Here is a 21,383-nt window from a genome sequence, read left to right as displayed (position 1 = left end):
GAATTGAGTGAGACCGTGGTGCGCCGGTCAGTGCGCCGACAGGGCGCGGAGTTCCGCCACCTGTGCGGGGCGCGGCATGGCTGTCGTGGCGCCGAGGGACAGCGTCGAGAGCGACGCCGCGCAGACGGCCCAGCGCGCGGCGTCGAGCAGGCCCTCGCTGCGGGCGAGCGCGTCGGCGAGCGCTCCGACGAACGTGTCGCCGGCGCCGGTCGTGTCGACGGCCTGGACGGCCGGCGCGGGCACCGACTGGAGCCCGCCCTCGTGCCAGACGAGGGCGCCTCGAGCCCCGAGCGTGACGACGATGGAGCCGGGGAGGCCGGCCCGTGCGACTGCCGAGGCCATCGAGGAGGGGTCGTCGGCCGCTGGCTCTCCCGTGACGACCTCGAACTCCCCCTGGTTGACGACGAGCACGTCCACGAGGCCCAAGAGCTCGCGGTCGAGCGGGCGTGCCGGGGCGGGGTTGAACACGAAGGTGCCGCGGGCGAGGCGAGCCGCAGCCCGCACCGCGTCGAGGGGTACTTCGAGCTGGGCGACGACGACGGCGGCGCCCCCAACGCACTCGGCCGCGCCGGCGACGTCGTCCGCATTCAAGCGCGCATTCGCGCCCGCGGCGACGATGATCGAATTCTCGGCGCGCTCGTCGACCTGGACGAACGCGCGCCCGGTCTTCTCAGAGGGGATCGACGCGAGCTGGCTCACGTCGACGCCCTCGGCCGCGAGGGCCTTCCGCACGACGGCGCCCGCCGCGTCTCCGCCCGTCCGGCCGACGAACGCGACGCGGCGGCCGAGCCGTGCCGCCGCGATGGCTTGGTTGCTGCCCTTGCCGCCGGCGAACTCGTCGTAGCTCGTCGCGAGGACGGTCTCGCCGGGAAGGGGCAGGGCTGGGACCGTCACGACGAGGTCCAGATTGACGCTGCCGATGATGACGATCTCTGGCCCATTGTCTGGGGTCATTCGTGAATCTCCGTTGAATCTCAGAAAACGTATTCTTGAACTCCAGCGATGATGGGGCCAGAATGTGATGTACGTCAAGTCCCGGCGTGTCGAGCGACACAGCATGACGGGCCGTGAGAGGAAGGGCAGCGTGAAGGTGCAGCGGAGGTCGCGGTGAACCGTCGGGTCACAGTCCGGGATGTGGCGGCCGAGGCGGGGGTTTCGCAGGCCACCGCCTCGCGCGTGCTGGCCGGCAACGAATCGGTCGACCCTGCGCTTGCGCGCAAGGTCCAGGAGGCGACGCGCAAGCTCGGCTACACGGCGAATGTCATGGCTCGGGCGCTGCGGACCCAGCACACGGGGACGATCGGCGTCGTCGTGCCCTCGATCAGCAATCCCTACTTCATCAGCGTCGTCGAGGCCCTCGAAGGCGTGCTCGCGGAGACCCAGCGCTCCCTCATCCTGTGCGACGCGCGGGACAGCCCCGCGATCGAAGCCGACCGCATCGCCCTGCTCCTGGGCCGCATGGTGGACGGGCTCATCGTGATCCCCGTGTCAGCGACGGATTCCGCCGAGGCGCTCCGCTCGGCATCCGGGCAGCGGCCCGTTCTGCAGTTCGACCGCTACGTGGCCAGCGCGGGAACAGACTTCATCGGAACGGACAACCGCGACGGCCTGCGCCAGATGATAGAGCACGTCCGCGCCCTGGGCTGCGAGAGCTTCGCCTACGTCGGCTCGCGCGCGACGACGAGCACCGCAGTCGAACGCCTCGAGGCCTTCCGCGCGCTCGCGAGCACGCCGCACCTCTCCGAGCACTGGGAGCTCCTCGGCGAGTACAACGTCGACTGGGGCCTCGAGGCGGGCCGGCGGCTCCTCGACAGCGGGGCGCTTCCGGACGCGATCATCTGCAGTGCGGACCTCATCGCCGTCGGCGTTCTGACCGTTCTCAAAGATGCGGGCGTCCGCGTGCCAGACGATGTCAAGGTCGTGAGCTATGACGACTCGATGATGGGCCGCATCACATCGCCCACGCTGACCTCGGTGCGACAGCCCGTCGAGGAGATGGCGCGCGAGGCCATCCGTCTTCTTGACGGCGGCCCCGGCCAGAGCTCGGCGCGCAAATGCATCTTCACGCCGCAGCTCATCGTGCGCGAGTCGACCGGCGCCGAGCCGGAGTGAACTGGGAGGGCCGCAGCCGCAGCGAAGCGTGAAATCTCGTCGGAATGGGACGTTCGCGACGACGAGATCTCACGCTTCGATCGATATGGGGCGCTGGAGTCAATCCGCGACGAAGAAGAGGCGCTTGTTGACGAACTCGTCCATCCCGAGCGGGCCGAGCTCGCGGCCGAAGCCCGAGCGCTTGACGCCGCCGAACGGCATCTCGGCGCCCTCGGCTGCGGGGATGTTGACGTTGGACATGCCGACTTCGAGGCGCGAGGCCACGCGCGCGGCGCGCTCGGGGTCGGTCGAGAACACCGCGCCGCCGAGGCCGTAGGGGGTGTCGTTCGCGAGGCGGAGTGCTTCGTCGTCGTCCTTGGCCTTGTAGACGACGGCGACGGGCCCGAAGAGCTCTTCGCGGTACGCGCGCATCTCCGGCGTGACCCCCGTGAGGACGGCGGGACTGAAGTAGGCCGCGGGGCCGTCCGCCAGCTCGCCGCCCGCATGGAGGGTTGCGCCCTTCTCGACGGCGTCCGCGACCTGCGCCGCGAGGGACTCGGCCGCCGCGCGGGACGAGAGCGGGGCGAACGTGCCGTCCGCCTCGACGGACGGATCGCCCGGAGTGAGGTCCCTGGCGCGAGCGGTGAGCTCGGCGACGAAGCCGTCGAAGACGTCCTCGAGCACGATCATGCGCTTGTTCGAGTTGCACGCTTGGCCCGTGTTCTCCATGCGGGTTGCCCACGCCGTCGCGGCCGCGTCGGAGATGTCCTCGGCGTCGAGGATGACGTAGGGGTCGGAACCGCCGAGCTCGAGGACGGCCTTCTTGAGGTTCTTGCCCGCGAGTTCCCCGATGATCGCGCCGGCTCGCTCGGAGCCCGTGAGCGAGACGCCCTGAATGCGGGGATCGGCGATGAGGGCGGCGATCTGCGCGTGGCTCGCGAAGACGTTCACGTAGGCGCCCGCGGGCACACCGGCGTCGTCCATGATCTGCTGGATCGCGAGGGCCGAGCGAGGGCAGTTCTCGGCGTGCTTGAGGATGACCGTGTTGCCGAGCATGAGGTTCGGGGCGGCGAAGCGCGCGACCTGGTAGTAGGGGTAGTTCCACGGCATGATCCCGAGGAGCGGGCCGATCGGGAGGCGCTGGACGACGGCGCGGCCGCCGGAGAAGGTCTTGATCTCCTGATCCGCGGCCAGGCTAGGCCCTTCGGTGGCGAAGTAGTTGAAGATGTCTGTGCAGAACTCGGCCTCGCCCTTGGACTGGGAGAGCGGCTTGCCCATTTCCGTCGTGATGATCTTCGCGAGCTCGTCGGCGCGTTCGGTGAAGAGCTCCGCGACCCGGGCCACGACCTTCGCGCGCTCCGTGATCGGGGTGTCCTTCCATGAGGCATAGGCAGCCGTTGCCGCAGCGACGGCGGACTCGATCTCGACGTCGGTCGCGGTGGGGAAGGTCTCGAGGACCTCGCCCGTCGCGGGGTTGAGGACGCGGTAGCCGGGTTCAGCGGTGCTGCTCGCGGTGGTCACGGCGGACTCCTTGGGATCGTCGGTCTCGGTCGAGCGCAGTGTGACGTGAGCCACGCCAGCTGCTCCTCGGCCAGTGTATATGAATACGGTTCATTTTCCATCCTCGGGCCGCGGGGTGCCCGAAGAGCCCTTCAGGATCATCATCGGCGTCGGGGGCGTCGGGTTCAACGCCCCTTGACATGTCCAACGGAGTTCAGCAGACTGTCGCGTCAAGGGCAGCCGTTCGGGGTTGCGGTCGACTATTTTTTGGGGGAGTGCTGTGGCCGTTTCCTGGGGTCGTCGTCATATTTTCGCTGCCCTGTCCGGCGTTCTCGGGTCACTTGCACTCGCGATATCGCTCAATCCATCCGTCGCGGCCTTCACCGCGTCGATAGCGAATTCTGCGAACTCTGCGGGGTCCGGAACCGTTGCCCTTCAGGAGACGTCCGGGGCGACGGTGTGCAATTCGACCGACGGCGGGAGCATCTCGACCAACGCCGCGACGTGCACGACGATCAACAAGTACGGCGGAAATCTGGCGATGGTTCCCAGCCAGGCTGTCGCGACCACGGCGACGTTCACCAATACCGGAACCTCGCCGATTCAGACCTTCACGCTCACGCCCGGCTCGTGCACCCAATCAAACAACGGGACCGCGAACGGCACGGCCACTGACTTCTGCTCGAAGCTGCAGCTCACGGTCACGTCCGGGGCAACCACCGTGTTCTCCGGCACGGCCGCCTCGTTCGCGGCCTCGTCGGCGATCTCTCTGGCGACGCCGCTCGCCGCGGGCGCAACCCAGAGCTACACCTTCACCGTGACCCTCGATTCCGCCGCGGGGAACACCTATCAGGGCCTCAAGGCGTCGCAGCCCATGACGTGGTCGGCGTCGAGCTGATCTGATGGGGATCCCAGGCCGCCGGCCACGGCGCCTGTCGCGGCGGGCGATCGCCCTGCTGCTCGGCCTCGGCCTGATGTGCGCGGCCCTCGGCGTGCCGCTTGCCTTCTGGGCCGAGGGTGGGCGCTGGTTCGACGTGACGACGCCGTCGATGGGCCAGCACGCGCCGGTCGGATCGCTCGTCCTCACCCGTCCGGTCGCAGCCCTCGGCGACCTGAGGGCCGGGGACGTTGTGGCGTACCGCGAGGCCGAGACGGGCCGCACGATCGTGCACCGTGTCGTTTCGATCGCGGCCGAATCGGCCACCACGCGGGGCGACATCAACGGCTCGGCCGACCCACAGCCCGTGAGGCTGGGGCAGATCCTGGGGCGCGAGGTCGCCGTCGTCGACGGCGGGGGATGGGCGGCGCGCGGCGTCCCGATCCTCGCTGCGGCGAGCATCGTCGTCGCCCTCGTGGGCCTCCGGGTCGGGGACCGGCTCGCGCGGCGCGCGTGCTGGGTTGCCGGCGAGTCGCTCGCGGTGGCCGCCACGCTGCTCGTGCTGCGGCCGCTCGTCGGGGTCCAGGAGGTCCTCCGCATGCCCGAGGGCGATGGCCTCGCGATGACGTTCGTCTCGACGGGAATCCTGCCGATCCGGGTCTCCTCGGAATCTGGGGCGTTCGTGGACCTTGCCGAGGGCCAGGTCGGGACCGTGCATTCGACGGCCCGGCACGCCGATGGAAGCTTTGTCTTCGTGCCGTCGGCCAGGGTCGACTGGCTCGGGTGGGCAGTCATGGCGGCCGTCGTGCTCGCCCCGCTCGTCCTCATGCTCGTATGGGCGGGCCGCGACGCCGCACGTTCGACTGCGCAGGGCGGCCCCGGTGCGCCCGTGCAGGTCCCCGCCCTGACGAGTGCCGGCGTCGTCCTCGTCCTGGTGCCCGCCCTGGCCTGTCTTCCCGCCATCGAGCCACGCGCCGGCGCCGACTTCCGGGCGACCCTCGCCGACAGCGCAAACTCGGCCGGGTCGAGGACCTTCTTCACGTGCCGTGCCGCCGCGCAGGGAACCGCGAGCCCGCTCGTCGCCTACGCGATGGGAACCTCGGGCTCGACCGAGAGCGACCTCTCCGGCCACGCCTACACGGGCGCCTATTCGACGTGGGTGACGGGCCTCATCATGGTGTCGGCGAGCGTGACGCCGACGGCGTCCCATGGCTGCCAGCGGGACACGCCTTCTGCCTCGGTCCCGTTCGGCGGGCTGCTGCCGCTGTGCCTCGACACGCCTGATGCCTCGGTGCAGACCAACCCCAGCGTGTTCAGCATCGAGGCGTGGTTCTCGACGACGGCCACCTCGAACGGCAAGATCATCGGGTTCTCGAGTTCCCATGGGATCGGCGGAGCCCAGGCTGATCGGCACATCTACATCGACCCAGCGGGGCGCCTCGTGTTCGGCGTCAACCCCGGCACGGCGCAGATCGCCTCGAGCCCCGCGGGAACCTCGTATGCCGACGGTCGATGGCACCACGTCGTGGCGACGCTCTCGGCCGCGGGGATGATGCTCTATGCGGACGGCGCGCTCGTCGGCTCCAACGCGGGCACGACCTCGGCGCAGCCTACCACCGGCTACTGGGAGGTCGGCTGCGGCCCGACGGCGAACCTCCTCACGGCGGGCGGGCTCGCGTCCTTCCTGCTGCCGAGCTTCTTCACCGGGTCGCTCCAGTACGCCGCGGTCTACAGCACAGCGCTCAGCGCGGCGCAGGTCACAGAACACTATCTGGCCGGAGCGCCATAGCGCTTGGGGCACCGGCCGCGCGGCCGGTGCCCCTCGCGTTCCCCGGAGCTGTGGTTGACTGGGGGCAGTGACTTGGCTCGTCGCCGTACCCGGCCACACAGCGACTGTGCTGGCGGCGTGCGGGGCCAGTCGGAAGGAGTGCCGTGATTGAAGTTTCGATTGAGGAGCGCGACGGCTACGCAGAGGTCGTTGTCGAGGGCCGGCTCAACGTCGCGGGCGCGAGCCAGCTGAGGGCGAAGGTCGCCGATGCGATAGCGGACGGCCACAGGCTCCTCGTCATGAATCTGCGCAAGACCGAGTTCATGGACTCGTCCGGGCTTGGCGCGCTCGTCGGATGCCTCAAGGCGGCCCGGGAGGCCGGAGGCGATCTGCGCCTCGCCCAGGTCGGCGAACGCGTGGGGGCCGTCCTCAAGCTCACGAGCCTCGACCGCGTGTTCGTTCCGCACGAGAACGCCGAAGACGCGGCGAAGGGCGAGTGAGTCAGCGCGCGAATTCTTCGGCGCGGGCAATGTAGTCGCCCAAGCGTGCGAGATCAGGCTGGGACGAGGCCTGGCCCACGGCGTCGGCGCCGACGGCATTCGCGACGGCGAGCGCGAGGGCGTCTGGCAGGCCCGTGCGGAGCGCGAGGACGAGGGCAGCGCAGAACGCGTCGCCCGCGCCGACGGTGTTGACGACGGCGACGGCCCGCCCGGGGGCGCGTGCGGCGAGCTTCCCTCCGCGCAGCAGCGCCGAGCCGTCCTTCCCATAGGTGATCGCGACGAGGCGGGCGTCCGCGAGCTCGGGCATCTGCTCGTACTCGAACTCGTTGACGATCACGAGGTCACAGCGTTCGATGAGCTCGCGCGGCAGCCGCTGCGCGGGGGCGGCATTGAGGGCGAAGAACCCGGTGTGCCGCTGCGCCGCTTCGAGGACGACGCCGAGGCCCACCTCGAGCTGGCACAGGAGCGTCTCGTCGGCGTGGAGGGCGACGCCGTCGACCGATGCCTCGGAGTTGGCCCCCGGGCACACCACGATCTGGTTCTCGCCCTCCGCATCGACGACAATGAGCGCCGTCCCGGTGGGAGTGCTGCGGACCGCAACGTCGTGCGTGTCCACCCCGGCAGTTCCGAGTGCCGCGAGCATCTCGCGGCCCGCGTCGTCGTCGCCCACCGCCCCGATCATGCGCGCGGCACTCCCGAGCCGGGCGGCCGCCGCGGCCTGGTTGGCGCCCTTGCCCCCGGGCTGCCTGCTCAGGACTCCGCCTCCGATGGTCTCGCCGGGGGAGGGAAGCCGCTGCGCCGTCGCGATGAGATCGAGATTGATGCTGCCGAGCACGGCGAGCGGCCTGGTTGTGGTCATCGTGGTCCTGACATCGTAGTGCACCCGGCGTTTGGCGCCAGTCTACGCAGGACGCCTCGAGGCCCGCGCACCCTCGGCCGCGGCGATCAGTGCCAGAGACCGAGCGCGAACTCAGCGATGATCGAGGAGAGGAGGAACGTCGCGGTGACGGCCACGAGCCCCACGGGGATGATCCGCCAGCCGATGCGGCGCAGGAGGTGCAGGTCCTTGCCGAGCGAGAGGCCCGCGACCGTGAGCACGATCGTCGCAATCGAGAGGAAGTCGACGCCGCCCACGACCGCGGCCATCGTCTTCGCGAGGGGCGACCACGGGCTCGAGAGCAGCGCCCCGATCGTCATGATCCAGATGACGGCGGGGACCTTGTTCCGCGTGAGCCGGGCGAGGCCGAAGCTGACGAGCATCATCGCGAGCATGATCGCGTAGCCGCCCACGGGGGTCCAGCTGAGGCCCTTCGCGATGAACGCCGTCGCGAGCCCGACAACCGTGAGGATCGGGAGCGAGACCCACAGAGGCACGTTCGCCACCCGGTGAGCCTCCGCCGCCTCCCCGCGGAAGGCGGCGTTGTCGGCGTCGTGCGCCGTCTCTGCGGGAGACCCGCTCGAGACCGCGCCGACGGCGATCGGGGACAGGACCGGCTTCGGGGTGCGCGTCAGGAGGCGGTAGACGCGGTCGGCGAGCGGAAGCGCGATGTACATGCCCACGTAGGTGCCGATGAGGCCCGTGATGAGGTTCGAGACGGCGGCCATGCCCGTGATCGCGGACGCGCTCGCGGGGTAGGCGCCGATGATGCTCGCGACGGACGCGGCCATCATCGACCCCGATCCGACGCCTGCGCCCATGGCGAGGGCCAGCGGGTCGAAGATCTTCCAGTTCGCGATGAGCGAGGTCAGGAGGCTGATGTAGACGGCGCCGAAGATGGTCCCGAACACGTACATCGCGAGGACGCCGCGGTACTCGTCCGAGTTCGCGCCGAAGCGGGTCGAGACCATCGCGAACGCCGGCTCGCGGTCGAGCGAGAACGTCGCGCCGACCGTCGCGCGGCCCATCCGGAGCAGCACGGCGACGGGGAGCGCGAGCACGATCGTGCCGAGCATGTGCCCGGCCTCCTGGAGGAGCAGGGCGGGCCCTGCCTTGAACAGCTGCGGGATGCTCGGCCCGATGTCGACTGAGAGCCGCGCGACGAGGAGCAGGACGGCGACGCCCGAAAGGGCGGCCGCGGCGCGCTGGACGGCGACCGGGACGGGCCTGATCTTCTGGACCGAGGCCACAAGCGCGATCAGGAGGCCCCACACCATCGGGAAGATGACGAGGGTGCCGATTCCGACGTTGATCTTGAACTGGCCGATGAGCTGGGCGACGATCGCGATTGCGAGGGCGAGGACGGCCAGCGGGGCGGTGGTGCGGCGACCGACCGCGGTGGGGGATGGGGTGGCGGTCATGAGGGTGCTTTCTGAGGGTGGCCGGGGATGGGTTCGGGGTGGGTGGGTGGGGTCGGTGGGCTGGGTGGGGTCGGTGAGAGAAGGGCGGGGCGGTCGGCTCAGACGCCGGCAGCCGCGTAGGCGGCGGCCGTGAGCCTGGCCTTCTCGACGGGATCCGACGCCGCGGCTGCCACGGTGGCGGCAAGCGAGAAGGCGGCGTCGAACATGACCTCGTACGCTTCGAGGGTTCCCGCGGCGGCGGTGAAGCCCGCGGAGTGTATGGGGGCGTCGGCCCCGGGGACGCCGAACATGGGGTGGATGCTCGGGATCACCTGGCTGATGTTGCCCATGTCGGTCGAGCCGCCGCCGCGGTACGAGGGAGGCGGGGCCGAGACGTCGCGCCCGCGGGAGCCCATCGCGGCGTTCCAGTGGGCCGCGAGCACCTCGTCCTGGACGAGCGGCTCGTAGAGGGGCTCGGTCGGCTCGATCGCGAGGGTCGCGCCGGTCGCGTGGGCGGCGCCTTCGAAGCAGCGCCGCACGCGGCCAAGCAGCGTCTCGTACTCGCCGAGCGTGAACGCGCGGCACTCGAATTCGACGACGGCGCGGTCCGGGATGATGTTCGTCGCGACGCCCGCCTCCGAGACGAAGAGGGCGATGCGCTGGCTGTCGGGGGTCTGCTGGCGCAGGAGCCCGACGGCGACCTGGCTCAGGACCGCAGCGTCAGCGGCGTTGACGCCGAGGTGCGGCATCGCCGCGGCATGCGCTGCCTGCCCCGAGAAGGTGGCGCGGAAGCGGCCCACGGCCTGCGAGCTCGTGCCGATGGGGTTCGAGGTGTAGCCCTCGGTGCCCGGGTGTGCCATGAGGGCCAGCCCCACGCCGTCGAACGCTCCAGCATCGAGCAGGAGCGCCTTGCCGCCGCCGTGCTCCTCGGCCGGGGTCCCGATGGCCTTGAGGGTGATGCCGAGCTCGTCGGCGAGCGGGGCGAGCGCGAGCGCCGCGCCGACCGTCGCGCCCGCGATGAGGTTGTGGCCGCACGCGTGGCCGACCTCGGGCAGGGAGTCGTACTCGATGCACACGGCCACGGTGAGCTCGCCGCTTCCGAGGGTTCCCGCGAACGCGGTCGGGAGCCCGCCGGTGCCGCGTTCCATGGAGAAGCCTGCTTCCTCGAGCAGGGCGGTGATGGCCGTGGCGGCGGCGTGCTCCTCGAAGGAGAGCTCGGGGTTCGCGTGGATGGTCCGGGCGAGGCCCGTCACGCGGGGGCGCCAGGCGCCAAGGTGCTCGTCGATCTTTCGGGCGAGCTCGGTGCTTCCGGCGGGGGTGGACGTGGTCACGGGGTTCCCTTCGGTGGGCTGGGATGGAGCTGGCGTGGCCAGCGGAGGGCAGGTCAGTCTTCGTAGAGGTCGTGTTCACGCCACAGCGCCGAAGTGCGCTCGATCCCTGCGCGCACCTTGTCGGGTTCGCGAGCCTCCATGCCCGCGAGGAGCCCGTACGCGACGGAGGTCGCCGCCGTCGTCGACTGGAAGGCGAAGACGCCCTCCGAGGGGACCACGAGCACATGGTCGGCAGCCCGCGCGAGGCGGCCCGTGCGGAGATCGGTGATCGCGACGACGGTCGCGCCGGCAGCGCTCGCCTGCTCCGCCGCGACGGCAATCTGCCGCAGCGTACGCCAGAGGTGGACGACGACGAGCACGTCGCCAGGGCCGAGCGAGCTCGCCGCGGTGGCGAGGTGGACGCCGCCGCGGCCTTCGAAGGTCGCGGGGTACCCCATGGTCGCCGCGAGGTGCCCGAAGACGATCGCGGGCGCCGAATAGGATCCGTGGCCGATGACGAGGATGCGGCGTGCGGCGCACAGCGCCTCGATGGCCGCTCCCGCCGCGTCGGCGTCGACGCTCTCGACTGCCTGGCGCAGGTTCTCGGCGTCGTGCACGAGCGCGTCGTGGACAGGGCTGCGGACCTCGACGCGGTGGCTGAACGGCGCGGACGAGGAGATGTGCACGAGATAGCGGGCCCGGAGCTCGCGCTGCAGATCCGGCCACCCGCGGTAGCCGAGGGCCTGAGCCGTGCGCACGACGCTCGAGGCGTTGACCCCGGCGCGGGCTGCGATCTCGGAGATGTCGGCGTAGGAGGCGAGCTTGGGGTTGAGCACGAGGGCGTCGACAACCCGCGATTGCGCCTTCGTGAGGTGGACCGCCGGGAGCGCATTGCCGAGCCACGAGGCTTCGGGATCGCCTGCCTGCTCGAGGGCTTGGCTCATGGTGTCTCCGTTCGCGAGGCGCGTCGATACTTCTGCAAGTATAGCTGCAAATGTGACCTGCTGCACTAGAAATTGCAGAATTGCTCCGGAGGCTCACCGACACAACGAAGGCCCGCCTCCGAGGGAGCTTCGGGGCGGGCCAGCGTGGGGGAGGTCAGGCGCGAACCGCGAGCGCGGCGTCGTCCTCCCCGCGTGGCGCGACTCCGGTCGCCTCGACGACGACGTCGCCGTCGACCACGGTGAGCAGGACGGGCGACGCCGCGAAGTCGTCCGGCGCCGTCGTCAGCGGGTTGTCCCGGAACACCGTGAGGTCCGCGCGGGCGCCTGCCTCGATGACGCCGCCGGCCTCGCCGACCGACCGCCAGTACTCACTCGTGTAGCGCTCGAGCGCGGCGCGCGCCGAGAGCGCCTGGCGCGGCTGGATGGGCGCGACGTCGGGGCGTCCCGCCGGGCGGCGCGTCTGGGCGGAGGCGATGGTGGCGCGCGGATCGTAGGGCGCGATCGGCCAGTCCGATCCGAGGGCGACGACGGCGCCCGCCCTTCGCAGGTCGCCCGTCCGCCACGCGAGGTTCGCCCGCTCCGCGCCGAGCCGCCGCGACCAGTTGTCGCTGTGGTCGGCCCGGCTGTAGAGCGCACAGTGGGTCGGCTGGAGGCTCGTCGTCGCGCCCGAGGCGACGACCTCGGCGAGGACCTCGTCCGGAATCGTCTCGATGTGCTCGATCCGGTGCACGGTCCCGTTGGGCTCGAGTTCGGAGATGGCGCGCGCAACGAACGCGACGGCCCTGTCCCCGATGGCGTGGGTCGCCGTGGGGATGCCGAGCTCATGGAAGTAGCGCAGGGCTGCAACAAGCTCGAGCGGATCGTTCCAGAGGGGATCGAGGGATTCGCCGTGGGCATCCGGCGCGAAGAGCCAGGCCGTGCCGTTGTCGATCGTGCCGTCCATCATGAGCTTGACGCCGCGGACCTCCCAGCGCCGGCCACGGCGGCCCTGGAGGGCGGCGACGCCGTCGAGGTCCGCGCGCGTGGCGCCGGGCATGATCCACGGCGAGACGCGCAGCCGGATCGCGAGCTCGCCGCGCGCTTCGAGGGCCTCGAGGACGTCGAGAGACTCGGGGACGCCCAGGTCCAGCATCTGCCCCGCGACGAGGCCCGCCTCAGCCATGCCCCGCAGCAGGACGTCGAGGTCATCGACGCGGTCGTCGAAGCCTTGCACCGGAAGGATTCGACGGACGAGTTCCTGAGCCGCCATCTCGTAGAGCATTCCCGTGGGCCGGCCCGCCGCGTCCACGCCGACGAAGCCCGAGCCGAGGACCTCCTCGGCGCCCGTGATCCCGGCCGCGTCGAGGCCCGCAGCGGAGACGAGCGCCGCGTGGCCGTCGAAGAGCGTCACGAAGACCCGCTCGCCGTCGAGGATCCCGTCGAAGAGCTCGTGGCTCGGCTCCGCGCCCTCGAACGCCGCGGGGTCGAGGCCCCAACCGAAGACCCAGCCCTCGCCCGGCGCGGCGGCATGGGCCGCGAGCGCTTCGCGGACCGCGGCGCGGTGCGTGAGCCCGCTGAGATCGACGCCGCGCGCGATGTCGCCGCCGAGGATCGGATGGATGTGCGCGTCCACGAGCCCGGGGGACACGGTGGCGTCGCCGACGTCGATCACGCGGCGGGCGCGTGCGGTCCATCCGTCGACGGCGTCGGGTCCGCCCACCGCGACGATCCGCCCGTCATCGACAGCGACGACGCCCGGCGCCGCCTCGAGCGACGCGCCCGCGAGGATGGTGGTGGAGACGATCGCGAGGTCGATCGCGTCAGTCACGGAGGCGCTCCTCGGGCGAATCGGGCGAGGCGGCGCTCGCAAGACCGGCCGCGAGCGTTTCGGCGAGGAACGCGAAGCGGTCCACGCTCCGCGCCGCGAGGGCCTCCTGGGCTGCGACGAGATGGGGGAAGGACGCCGCCTTCCCCGGGGGCACCTGCCAGGCGGCTTCGATCGTGAGGCTGTCCAGGGCCGCACCGATCGCGGCGCTGTCGATGGCCTCGATGGCCGGGAGGATGAGGTGCCCCGAGACTCCTGCCGCGCCGAAGGCTGCGGCGAGCCGGTCGTAGATCGCGAGGGCGGCCGGGTTGCTCACGGGCTGGGTGAGGATGAGCGGAAGGAGCGCGGGAACGGACTGGTACGTGCCCCGCAGCGCATGGAACGTTCCCCGCACGAGCTCCGCGAAATCGGCGGCGGGTTCGGGGAGCGGAGCGCGTTCGGCAAGGGCGCCGCGGGCGAGCTCGACGATCTCCGCGCGGCCCGAGACGTGCTTGTAGAACGCCGACTGCCGCACCCCGAGCCGTTCCGCGAGCCGCGGGAGAGAGAGCGTGCCTTCCTCCTCGAGCATCGCGAGGGCCTCGTGGCCGATCCTTTCGAGCGAGAGGCGCGGCACGCGCGGCCGGCCGAGGCGGTGGACCTCGCCGTTCTCGGCGTCCGCTGCCCGTGCGGCGGGGCCCGTCACGTCGGGTTCCCGATGCGTGCGTAGGCGAGCGGACGACGGCGCCGCAGCCAGAGCGCCGCGGCGGTGCCTCCCACGAAGACGGCCGGGGCGACGACGATGAGGACCGTGTTGAGCGGATCGCCGATCGGGGCGCCTGTGAGGAGGTTGATGTTCGCGATCGTGAGGCCCGAAACGGCGACCATGACGAGGGCCGCGGCGATCGCGGACGGCACGACGTGCGCCGCGGGGCGGAGGTCGCGACGCCGGATGAAGAAGACGACGACGCCCACGCTCGTGAGCCCCTGCAGGGCCAGAACGCCGAGGACACCGGGCGTGTTCATCCAGATGAGGAACTGCGTGAACGGGTCGAGCCGGAGAGCGGCCGCAGCCCCGACGAACGCGAGCGAGAGGACCGTCTGGAGCGTCCCGGCGTTGGAGGGCGTGAAGAAGCGCGGGCTCACCTTCGCGGTCCACGAGGGGAAGATCCCCTCGCGGCCGAGCGAGAGCGTGTAGCGGTTGATCGTGTTGTGGAACGAGAGCTGCGCCGCGAAGATGCTCGTGACGATGAGGACGCTCATCGCCTGGACGCACCGCTGCCCGGCGAACTGGCCGGCCATGACGTAGGCCGTGTCGCCCGCGTCGAGGTGGCCCGCCGCGAAGTCCTGGATCGCGTCAGGGCCGAAGGCCTGGACGATGATCCAGACGGCGAACGCGTAGAACGCGCCGATGAACGCGATCGAGATGTACGTTGCGCGAGGCACCGTGCGGTCCGGGTTGCGTGCCTCCTCGCGGTAGAGTGCGCCCGATTCGAAGCCCATGAAGGCGGAGAAGCCGAGCCCGAGCACAGCCGCGAACGTCGGGGAGAAGATGGCCTGCGGGCCGAACGAGTCGAGGCCGACGCCGTGCGCTCCGCCCTGGGAAAGGACGGCGACGGCCACGATGACCACGATGACGGTCTCCAGCGTGAGGAGGACGGCGACGACGCGAGCCCCGACATCGATTCCCCGCCAGCCGAGGAACCACACGGCGCCGATGGCAGCCACCGCGTAGAGCCACCACGGAAGCTCGATGCCCGTGAATGACCTTACGCACAGGTTCGCCTGGATGCCGAGCAGCCCGTAGAGGCCGATCTGGAGTCCGTTGTAGCTCAGCCATGCGGTCAGCCCCGAGCCGAGGCCCACCACGCGGCCGAGCGTCTTGACGATGTAGCCGTAGAAGCCGCTGTACGAGAGCACGTGCCGCGTGAGTGCCATGAAGCCGAGCGCGAACAGCCCGAGCCCGAGGGCTGCGACGACGTAGATGGCGGGGGCGCCGACGCCGCCGACGGCGAGGGCGAGGGGCGCGATGCCCACGACGATCGTGAGCGGTGCGGCCGCGGAGACGAGCATGAAGACGATGTCCCGCGTGCCGATCGCGCCCTGTTTCAGGCCGGGCTGGTGCCCGCCGTACTCTGCCGCAGCGGTGGCGGGGAGGTCGGTGGCCGCACGGGCCTCGCCGAGAGCGGTGGCCGGCGGCACCATCGCCGCAGCCTCTTTAGTGAAAGCCATACACTTAGTGTGCGGTGGATCACCTGGGTGCGTCAACCGGGGCCCGCAGAGGCCCCCGACCACGCTCTCGCAGCCGTGCCGCTTCCCCGCAATTGGGCCGCGGCCCAGCGGTGTTATGTCTCAGGACATCGGTGACAGTTCTGCACCAGGACATCGGTGACAGTTCCGGGGCTCTTGGTGGTGACACTTCTTTGGGTCTGATCCCGGTCAGTCGAGCGTTTCGAGGATGGCCGCGCCCTCGGCAAGGAGTGGTTCTCGGTCGGCCTTCTGAGGGACGACGCGTTCGACGTCGCTCAGAAGGGTTTCGATATAGCGCCGGACGACTGCGTGATGGGTCTTGTCGCCGAACCATGCGACGTCGCCGCACACCCGCAGAAGGGCACGGACGACGCGCGGCTCGCTTGCGCCGTAGCGGCGCACCTGCCCGAGCGCGAGCTCCATCAGATAGTCGAAATCCCTCGCGGGCACGTGCAGCCGCACGACGCCTTGCGCGTCTCGCACGGCTTGGGGCCCGTGCTGCCGGACGGCGAGGGCGGCGAGAATCGAGGCGAGGTGATCGACCGCCTGATTCGCGGTGTACGGGTCGTTGACGGCGGGCGAGAGCGCCTTGGACGCGATATCGGCCAGCTGCCGGATGCCGAAGGCGACATCCTGCTCCAGAGTCCTTTCATACCCGACCCGCACGGTCTGGACGAGCGCCTTGCGCAGCTCGGCGGAAGCTTCGGGCGTGAGGGGACGTTCGCCGTCGTCGGCCGCTTTCCACACCCAGACGAGGGGAGTCCCGGCGACGACGTGCCGACCGACCATGGGCACGACCAGGGCGGTGAGGCCCTGGTGCGCGAGGGCCCCAACGAGCGCCTCGACATGAAAGGCCTGGACGTACCCCGACCCCGGCGCCGGCAGGGCCATCGCGTCGCGTGGGGGACGCGGCAGTCGCAGATGCGGATCGCCTTCGACGAATGAGTGCTCGAGCGCCCTGAGAGTGGCCTTCTCGACGCTCTTCATGACCTGGTCGATCTGGATCGAGTGAGCAAGGTGGTGGACGAAGAACACGAGCATGACCATGCTCACGAAGAGGAGGAGCAGCGCGCCGCTCACGGCGAGGCGGGGGTATTCCTCAATGCGCTGGCCGCTCGCAATGCCGACCGTGTACAGCCCCGCCGTGCTGTAGGCGAAGGTCGCCACGAAGACGCTCAACGTCAGCTGGTTGGGGATGTCGCGGAGGAAGTTCCTCAAGAGCCGTGGGCTGAACTGCGTCGACGCGAGCTGGAGGGCCACGACAGTGAGGCCGAGGACAAGGGCGATGACCGTGACCATCGTGCTCGCGATGCTGATGAGAAGGTTCCGGGCGTCGTCCGAGGTCCCTTGAAAGAGGAGCACCGCAAAGGGCGACGCCGGGTCAAGCCGGATCGTGGACAGTCCGGCCCCCGCGATGAGTGCGACGACGACGGCGGCCGTAGGCATGGCCCAGAGAGCGCTCGCCAGATACTCACGGATAGCCTCACGCCTCACACGTGACACTGTCTGCTGTCGAGCCGCGCCGGTCAAGGGTCGCCAGCACGTGGCACGGTGAACAGTGCTTGGGGGTCAGTGGCCTCTTCGGGATCAACCAACAGCAGCACCTCGTCTCCGGCCGCGAGAATGGTTGAGGACCGCACGTGAACGGGCTGGCCCCGGCGCAGGACGAAGCTGATCCAGACGCCCTCCCCGAGGCCGAGATCCTGGATCGCCTGCCCGTCGGCCGTAGCGCCGGGCGCGATCCGATAGCGGCGGAGCCCCTGCGGCGGTTCCCTGAAACGCAAGCCCAGGCCCCACGGCGTGGGCTCCACCGTATGCATGGACACTTTGCAGCGCGCGGCAACCCATGGCACCAGCCCTCCCTGGACCAGCACAGAGAACGCCACCACGACGAAGATGATGTCGTAGATCCGCGTGGTTCCCGGCAGTCCGGACTCGAAGACGAAGGTCCCGAGCAGGATCGGCACGGCACCCTTGAGCCCTGACCACAGCACGAAGATCCGCTCTCCCCGCGTGAGCTTCACCGGAAGAAGCACGAGCCCGGCGAACACGGGCCGGATCAAGACCGCGAGCAGGACCGCGAGCCCGAGGCCGATGAGCCACGCGTTGCCCTCGGGCAGCGTGCGCAGATCGACGGTGAGCCCCAGGATCACGAACACCACGATTTCGCCGATGCTCGAAAGCGAGGCGTGGAAACGCTTGATGTCCGCCTTGTAGGGGGCGCCTTCGTCGCCGACGATGATCCCCGCTACGAACACCGCCAGGAAGCCTGAGCCGTTCGCGACGGTCGCGATGCCGTAGAGGGCCAAGGCAGACGCCAGGGTCCGCAGCGCGTAGAGTCCTTCGTTGGGCAACTGCACGCGCCGCATGAAGATCACCAGGAGCTTGCCGCCCACGATCCCCACGATTCCGCCGATGGTCATCTGCATGAGGAAGTCCCGCGCGACCCCCGCGAGGTCGATGCCGCTGGCGTCGCTGCTGGCGAGCAGGCTGACCATGAGGGCGATGCCCACCGGATCGTTGGCCCCAGACTCTCCTTCCAGGATGACGCCGGTGCGGCCGGTGACCTCACGGCGGCCCAGCACCGAGAACACCACGGCCGGGTCTGTGGGCGAGAGGGCCGTGCCGAGCACCAAGGCCGTGGTCCAGTCGAGGCCGAAGAGGAGATGGGCCGCCAGCGCGAGTCCTCCAGCCGTGACGAACGTCCCGACCACACCGATCCACAGGACAGGCCACGCCGCGGACCGGAACCGTTCCCAGCCAATGTGCATGCCGCCGTCGAACAGCACGACGACCAAGGCCACGGTGACCACGCGCTGCACCGCAGTCGGAGAGAGCTGCCCCAGCTCGGGGAACACAGCGGACGCCCCGGCGGCGCACAGCAGGAAGATCACGGGCGCGGGGATACGGAGCCACGTGCTGACGCGGTTCGACATCACCGCCGCCAGGGCCGCCAGGGCGACGACCAGCACGACCAGCCCGAATTGCGCCACGTCGTTCACATCCCGCCCTCCTCCACCGCCGTCCCGGTTCCCCATGCGATCTGAGTCTCAGGTTCACCGTACCCGCCGCGACGAGCTTCGCTCGCGGTGAATGGAGGATTGAAGCGTGAAATGTTAGTCGCTAACATTGATCTATGACCAGCACCGGGTCACGCAGGGCGCGTACTCGCGAGCGGCTCCAGAGCGTCGCCCTCGGCCTGTTCGAGGCCCAAGGCTATGACTCCACGACGGTTGCGCAGATAGCCGCAGCGGCCGAAGTCACCGAGATGACGTTCTTCCGGCACTTTGCCGCCAAGGAGCGCGTCGTCGTCGACGATCCCTACGACCCCCTTCTCGGCAAGGCCGTCGCCGCCCAGCCGCGGGAGGTGCCGCCCCTGCGCCGCGCTCTCGCCGGCTTTCGGGCCGCAGTCGCCGCGCTGCCGGACGACGACGAGCTCCTGCGTCGCAAGGTCCGCATCGCTTCGCGCACGCCATCGCTCCGCTCCGCCGTCCTTGGCTCGACGCAGGCAACGGAGGACGTCGTCGTCGGCGCGCTGCGGGAGGGCGGCGCCTCGGAACCAGCAGCGCGGGTGGCCGCCGCAGCACTCCTCGCCGGGCTCGGTGCCGCGCTCCTCGCGTGGGCCGAGACCGAGAAGGTGACCCTGCGCGAGGCGCTCGTTGCGGCCATGGACGTCTTGGAGGCGAGCAATGCCTGAGCGTCTCGCGATGAGCGGTGTCGTGCGGACCTTCGCCTCGGGCGACGGCGTCCGCGGCGTGGACCTCGACGTACTTCCGGGCCAAATCCACGCGCTCGTCGGGCTCAACGGCGCAGGCAAGACCACGCTCTTGCGGCTCGCGCTCGGCATGCTCCGCCCTCAGGCGGGCGGCATCCGGATCGGAGGAATCCCGCTTGAGCAAGCAGGGCCTGCGGAATGGGCGGCCGTGGGTCACCTCGTGGACGCCCCGCTCGCCTATGGAGAGCTCGACGCGCGGGCCAACCTTGCACTCGCTGCACGCCTGCACGCGGTGCCGAAGCCCGACGTCGCCCATCAGATCGCGGCTGTGTTCGCGGAGCTGGGCCTCGGGGCCTACGCCGGGCGCAAGGTCCGCGCTCTGTCCCTCGGGAATCGTCAGCGGCTCGGACTCGCGGCGGCCCTCGTCCACGGGCCGCAGCTCATCGTCCTCGACGAACCCACCAACTCGCTTGACCCTCGCGGGGTCATCCTTCTCCGGGAATCACTCCTGCGCCGGGCCGAGGATGGGGCCGGCGTGCTCGTCTCGAGCCATCATCTGGACGAAGTCGCCCGCATCGCGGACCGGATCTCCGTGCTCAACGCGGGGAAGATCATCGGCGGGCTGGACCCGCACGGAATCAATCTTGAGCGGGCCTTCTTCGATCTTGTGTACGCGGACGACGAGCGGCGGAACGCGTCGGGCGACCTCGAACGCCGGTTGCCATGATGCCCTTCCCCTTCCTCGGGACGGCGGTCGCGGTCGAGACGCGCAAGGCCCTGGCAAGCAGCACCATGCGCGCCACGACAGTCAGCCTGGTCGCCGGGATTGCTCTGCTCTCGGGGGCATTCGTGTTCTTGCGGTCTGGCGGGTCCGGGGAAGTTGCCGCGAAGCTTGCGCTCCTGGTGCGCGGCCAGGGATGGACAGGACTCATCGACGCCGCCGAGCAGGTCACCGCGGCCGGAGCGCTGCTCGCGTTCGGTATGGGGCTGAGCTGGATCGTGGGGCGGGAGTTCGCGCACGGGACGATATCCGGTCTGTTCGCGCTGCCTGTGCCGCGCAGGTCCATTGCCCTGGCCAAACTCTTCGTCTACGCGGGATGGTGCGCGCTCACAACGCTGCTCTTGGTGGGAATACTCGTCGTCCTCGGGATCGCTGCCGGGTTCGGAGCGCCCGACGGCGAAGCCCTCTCCGCGCTCGGACGCGAGGGCGCGCTGGGGGTTCTGACCGGCATGCTCGCGGTGCCGTGCGCGTGGGCGGCGACGCTCTCGCGCGGGATTCTTGCAGGGCTCGGCACTGCCGCAGGAATCGTCGTGGCGGCACAGGTTGCCGTGATCGCCGGGGCGGGTCCATGGTTCCCCATCGCCGCGCCCGCGCTCTGGGCCTTTCAGATGGGCGACGTGCCTGACGGGGCGCTCGCCCTCGTAGCGGTCGTGCCCGTGATGTTCGGGTCACTGACGGTGTGGGCGTGGTCGCGGCTCCAGCTCGATCACTAAAGCACACCTAGGCGCCCGAGCGCAGCGGTAGTGCCGCCGCGATCTGCGCCGCGAGTTCCGGGTCCGTGGATTCGTAGTCAGGATCCCCTTGCCCTGGCGCCGTCATGAGGGCGCCAGGGTTGATCGATTGCTTCGCCGAGACGTGGATCGCGTCGACGCCCGCCTCGAGGAGAGCCGCAAGGTCCCCGAGACGCACGCCCCCGCCGGCCATGACCTCGACCCGGGCAGCTTGGCCGTGGGCCGCCGCGACGAGTCGGCGCAGGACGGGGAGCCCGCGACGCCAGTCGGTCGCTCCTCCGCTCGTGAGGATGCGGTTGACGCCAGCCCGGCTCAGTGTCCCGAGCAGTGACTCGGGATCGTTGCCGCCCGCAATGGCGGTATCGATCGCGCGGTGAAACGTGACCTCGGCGCGGGGAAGGATTCCTCGGGCCGCCGCGACAAATCGTCCGAGCGCCTTCGTGTCGATGGACGCTTCGTCGGTGAGGGCTCCGACGACGACGCCCGCCGCCCCCGCGCGCAAGGCCGCCCGGATGTCGGCCTCGATCACGGCGATCTCGTCGCTCGTGTACACGAAGGTTCCCGGCCGCGGCCGCACGAGGACGTGCACGGGAAGCCCCGTCTCGACGGCAGCGCGGATCGTGCCGACGCTGGGCGTGATGCCGCCCGTCGCGCCCAGCGCGGCGCACAGCTCGACGCGTGTCGCGCCGACGGCCTGGGCGGTGCGGACGCCGTCGAGATCCTGGACGGCGAGTTCGAGGTCGATCGTCATGACGCGCGGTGGCTCCTGTCGCGTGGGCGCGGGTTGGCTGGTTCGGTTATTTGGCGGGTTCGGTTTCGACGGTGACTTCGTCGTCTTCGCGGCCGGGGGTGCGGAGGT

General features: G+C 70.3%; 19 protein-coding genes. 7 read left to right on the top strand and 12 right to left on the bottom strand.

The annotated features are described in order from the left end of the window. Positions 1-27: 27 nt before the first annotated feature. The gene (locus tag SPF06_RS10540; protein ID WP_323279014.1) at positions 28-954 is read right to left on the bottom strand and encodes a ribokinase; all 927 of its coding nucleotides are present in this window, start codon (positions 952-954) and stop codon (positions 28-30) included. A 153-nt stretch (positions 955-1,107) separates the two neighbouring features. Between SPF06_RS10540 and SPF06_RS10535 the strand changes: the two genes are divergently transcribed. Continuing rightward, complete coding sequence (locus SPF06_RS10535) at positions 1,108-2,112, top strand: LacI family DNA-binding transcriptional regulator (protein ID WP_323279013.1); 1,005 nt, start codon at positions 1,108-1,110, stop codon at positions 2,110-2,112. A gap of 99 nt (positions 2,113-2,211) precedes the next feature. Here SPF06_RS10535 and SPF06_RS10530 read toward each other — a convergent pair whose 3' ends face one another. Beyond that, entirely contained in the window at positions 2,212-3,612 is a 1,401-nt protein-coding gene (locus tag SPF06_RS10530; protein ID WP_323279151.1) for an NAD-dependent succinate-semialdehyde dehydrogenase, read from the bottom strand. 436 nt (positions 3,613-4,048) lie between these two features. On the opposite strand from SPF06_RS10530, the gene SPF06_RS10525 reads away from it, so the two are divergent. The 3 genes from SPF06_RS10525 to SPF06_RS10515 all read left to right on the top strand — a co-directional run bounded on the left by SPF06_RS10525 (position 4,049) and on the right by SPF06_RS10515 (position 6,736). Beyond that, on the top strand, positions 4,049-4,489 hold the full coding sequence (locus SPF06_RS10525) for a hypothetical protein (RefSeq protein WP_323279012.1): 441 nt from the start codon (positions 4,049-4,051) through the stop codon (positions 4,487-4,489). A 4-nt stretch (positions 4,490-4,493) separates the two neighbouring features. Continuing rightward, entirely contained in the window at positions 4,494-6,257 is a 1,764-nt protein-coding gene (locus SPF06_RS10520) for a LamG-like jellyroll fold domain-containing protein (protein ID WP_323279011.1), read from the top strand. Between the two features lie 146 nt (positions 6,258-6,403). Next, positions 6,404-6,736 carry an STAS domain-containing protein gene (locus tag SPF06_RS10515; RefSeq protein WP_323279150.1) on the top strand — a complete coding sequence of 111 codons (333 nt, stop codon included), beginning with the start codon at positions 6,404-6,406 and terminating at the stop codon, positions 6,734-6,736. Position 6,737: 1 nt separating this feature from the next. Here the strand turns inward: SPF06_RS10515 and SPF06_RS10510 are convergent, their stop codons facing one another. The 9 genes from SPF06_RS10510 to SPF06_RS10470 all read right to left on the bottom strand — a co-directional run bounded on the left by SPF06_RS10510 (position 6,738) and on the right by SPF06_RS10470 (position 18,299). Next, positions 6,738-7,595, bottom strand: coding sequence for a PfkB family carbohydrate kinase (locus tag SPF06_RS10510; RefSeq protein WP_323279010.1), 858 nt, complete (start codon positions 7,593-7,595; stop codon positions 6,738-6,740). An 86-nt stretch (positions 7,596-7,681) separates the two neighbouring features. Next, complete coding sequence (locus tag SPF06_RS10505) at positions 7,682-9,034, bottom strand: DUF3100 domain-containing protein (RefSeq protein ID WP_323279009.1); 1,353 nt, start codon at positions 9,032-9,034, stop codon at positions 7,682-7,684. Positions 9,035-9,132: 98 nt separating this feature from the next. Then, a complete protein-coding gene (locus SPF06_RS10500; protein WP_428985750.1) occupies positions 9,133-10,344 on the bottom strand; it encodes a M20 family metallopeptidase in 1,212 nt (403 codons plus the stop codon). Between the two features lie 53 nt (positions 10,345-10,397). Next, positions 10,398-11,267, bottom strand: a complete 870-nt coding sequence (locus SPF06_RS10495) for a MurR/RpiR family transcriptional regulator (protein ID WP_323279008.1) — start codon at positions 11,265-11,267, stop codon at positions 10,398-10,400. 154 nt (positions 11,268-11,421) lie between these two features. After that, positions 11,422-13,074, bottom strand: coding sequence for an amidohydrolase (locus SPF06_RS10490; protein WP_323279007.1), 1,653 nt, complete (start codon positions 13,072-13,074; stop codon positions 11,422-11,424). Further along, a complete protein-coding gene (locus SPF06_RS10485; protein WP_323279006.1) occupies positions 13,067-13,753 on the bottom strand; it encodes a hypothetical protein in 687 nt (228 codons plus the stop codon). Before SPF06_RS10485 ends, SPF06_RS10490 begins: the two co-directional genes overlap by 8 nt. Next, positions 13,750-15,279: an APC family permease gene (locus SPF06_RS10480; RefSeq protein WP_323279005.1), complete on the bottom strand. Its 1,530-nt coding sequence runs from the start codon at positions 15,277-15,279 to the stop codon at positions 13,750-13,752. The genes SPF06_RS10485 and SPF06_RS10480 overlap by 4 nt, the downstream gene beginning before the upstream one ends. Before the next feature lie 207 nt (positions 15,280-15,486). Continuing rightward, positions 15,487-16,791, bottom strand: a complete 1,305-nt coding sequence (locus tag SPF06_RS10475; RefSeq protein WP_323279004.1) for a DUF2254 domain-containing protein — start codon at positions 16,789-16,791, stop codon at positions 15,487-15,489. Between the two features lie 32 nt (positions 16,792-16,823). Next, on the bottom strand, positions 16,824-18,299 hold the full coding sequence (locus SPF06_RS10470; RefSeq protein ID WP_323279003.1) for a cation:proton antiporter domain-containing protein: 1,476 nt from the start codon (positions 18,297-18,299) through the stop codon (positions 16,824-16,826). Between the two features lie 134 nt (positions 18,300-18,433). Here SPF06_RS10470 and SPF06_RS10465 point away from each other — a divergent pair, with 134 nt between their 5' ends. The 3 genes from SPF06_RS10465 to SPF06_RS10455 are packed head-to-tail and all read left to right on the top strand — an operon-like array spanning position 18,434 to position 20,506. After that, complete coding sequence (locus SPF06_RS10465) at positions 18,434-18,994, top strand: TetR/AcrR family transcriptional regulator (protein WP_323279002.1); 561 nt, start codon at positions 18,434-18,436, stop codon at positions 18,992-18,994. Next, positions 18,987-19,739 carry an ABC transporter ATP-binding protein gene (locus tag SPF06_RS10460; RefSeq protein WP_323279001.1) on the top strand — a complete coding sequence of 251 codons (753 nt, stop codon included), beginning with the start codon at positions 18,987-18,989 and terminating at the stop codon, positions 19,737-19,739. Before SPF06_RS10465 ends, SPF06_RS10460 begins: the two co-directional genes overlap by 8 nt. Further along, complete coding sequence (locus SPF06_RS10455; protein ID WP_323279000.1) at positions 19,736-20,506, top strand: ABC transporter permease; 771 nt, start codon at positions 19,736-19,738, stop codon at positions 20,504-20,506. Before SPF06_RS10460 ends, SPF06_RS10455 begins: the two co-directional genes overlap by 4 nt. Positions 20,507-20,513: 7 nt before the next feature. On the opposite strand, the gene SPF06_RS10450 is transcribed toward SPF06_RS10455, so the two are convergent. Further along, positions 20,514-21,275 (bottom strand): copper homeostasis protein CutC, encoded by a 762-nt coding sequence (locus SPF06_RS10450; RefSeq protein WP_323278999.1) that lies wholly within the window; start codon positions 21,273-21,275, stop codon positions 20,514-20,516. Positions 21,276-21,383: the final 108 nt, after the last annotated feature.

The sequence above is a fragment of the Sinomonas terricola genome, assembly GCF_034931225.1.
GTDB classification, from domain to species: Bacteria; Actinomycetota; Actinomycetes; order Actinomycetales; family Micrococcaceae; genus Sinomonas; species Sinomonas terricola.
This window is presented reverse-complemented; position numbering and strand designations above follow the sequence as displayed.

Coding starts and splice junctions, on each gene's coding strand:
- SPF06_RS10450 (WP_323278999.1), bottom strand. CDS start 21,275: ATGACGATCGACCTCGAACTCGCCGTCCAGGATCTCGACGGCGTCCGC.
- SPF06_RS10465 (WP_323279002.1), top strand. CDS start 18,434: ATGACCAGCACCGGGTCACGCAGGGCGCGTACTCGCGAGCGGCTCCAG.
- SPF06_RS10455 (WP_323279000.1), top strand. CDS start 19,736: ATGATGCCCTTCCCCTTCCTCGGGACGGCGGTCGCGGTCGAGACGCGC.
- SPF06_RS10510 (WP_323279010.1), bottom strand. CDS start 7,595: ATGACCACAACCAGGCCGCTCGCCGTGCTCGGCAGCATCAATCTCGAT.
- SPF06_RS10460 (WP_323279001.1), top strand. CDS start 18,987: ATGCCTGAGCGTCTCGCGATGAGCGGTGTCGTGCGGACCTTCGCCTCG.
- SPF06_RS10505 (WP_323279009.1), bottom strand. CDS start 9,034: ATGACCGCCACCCCATCCCCCACCGCGGTCGGTCGCCGCACCACCGCC.
- SPF06_RS10480 (WP_323279005.1), bottom strand. CDS start 15,279: ATGGCTTTCACTAAAGAGGCTGCGGCGATGGTGCCGCCGGCCACCGCT.
- SPF06_RS10540 (WP_323279014.1), bottom strand. CDS start 954: ATGACCCCAGACAATGGGCCAGAGATCGTCATCATCGGCAGCGTCAAT.
- SPF06_RS10520 (WP_323279011.1), top strand. CDS start 4,494: ATGGGGATCCCAGGCCGCCGGCCACGGCGCCTGTCGCGGCGGGCGATC.
- SPF06_RS10495 (WP_323279008.1), bottom strand. CDS start 11,267: ATGAGCCAAGCCCTCGAGCAGGCAGGCGATCCCGAAGCCTCGTGGCTC.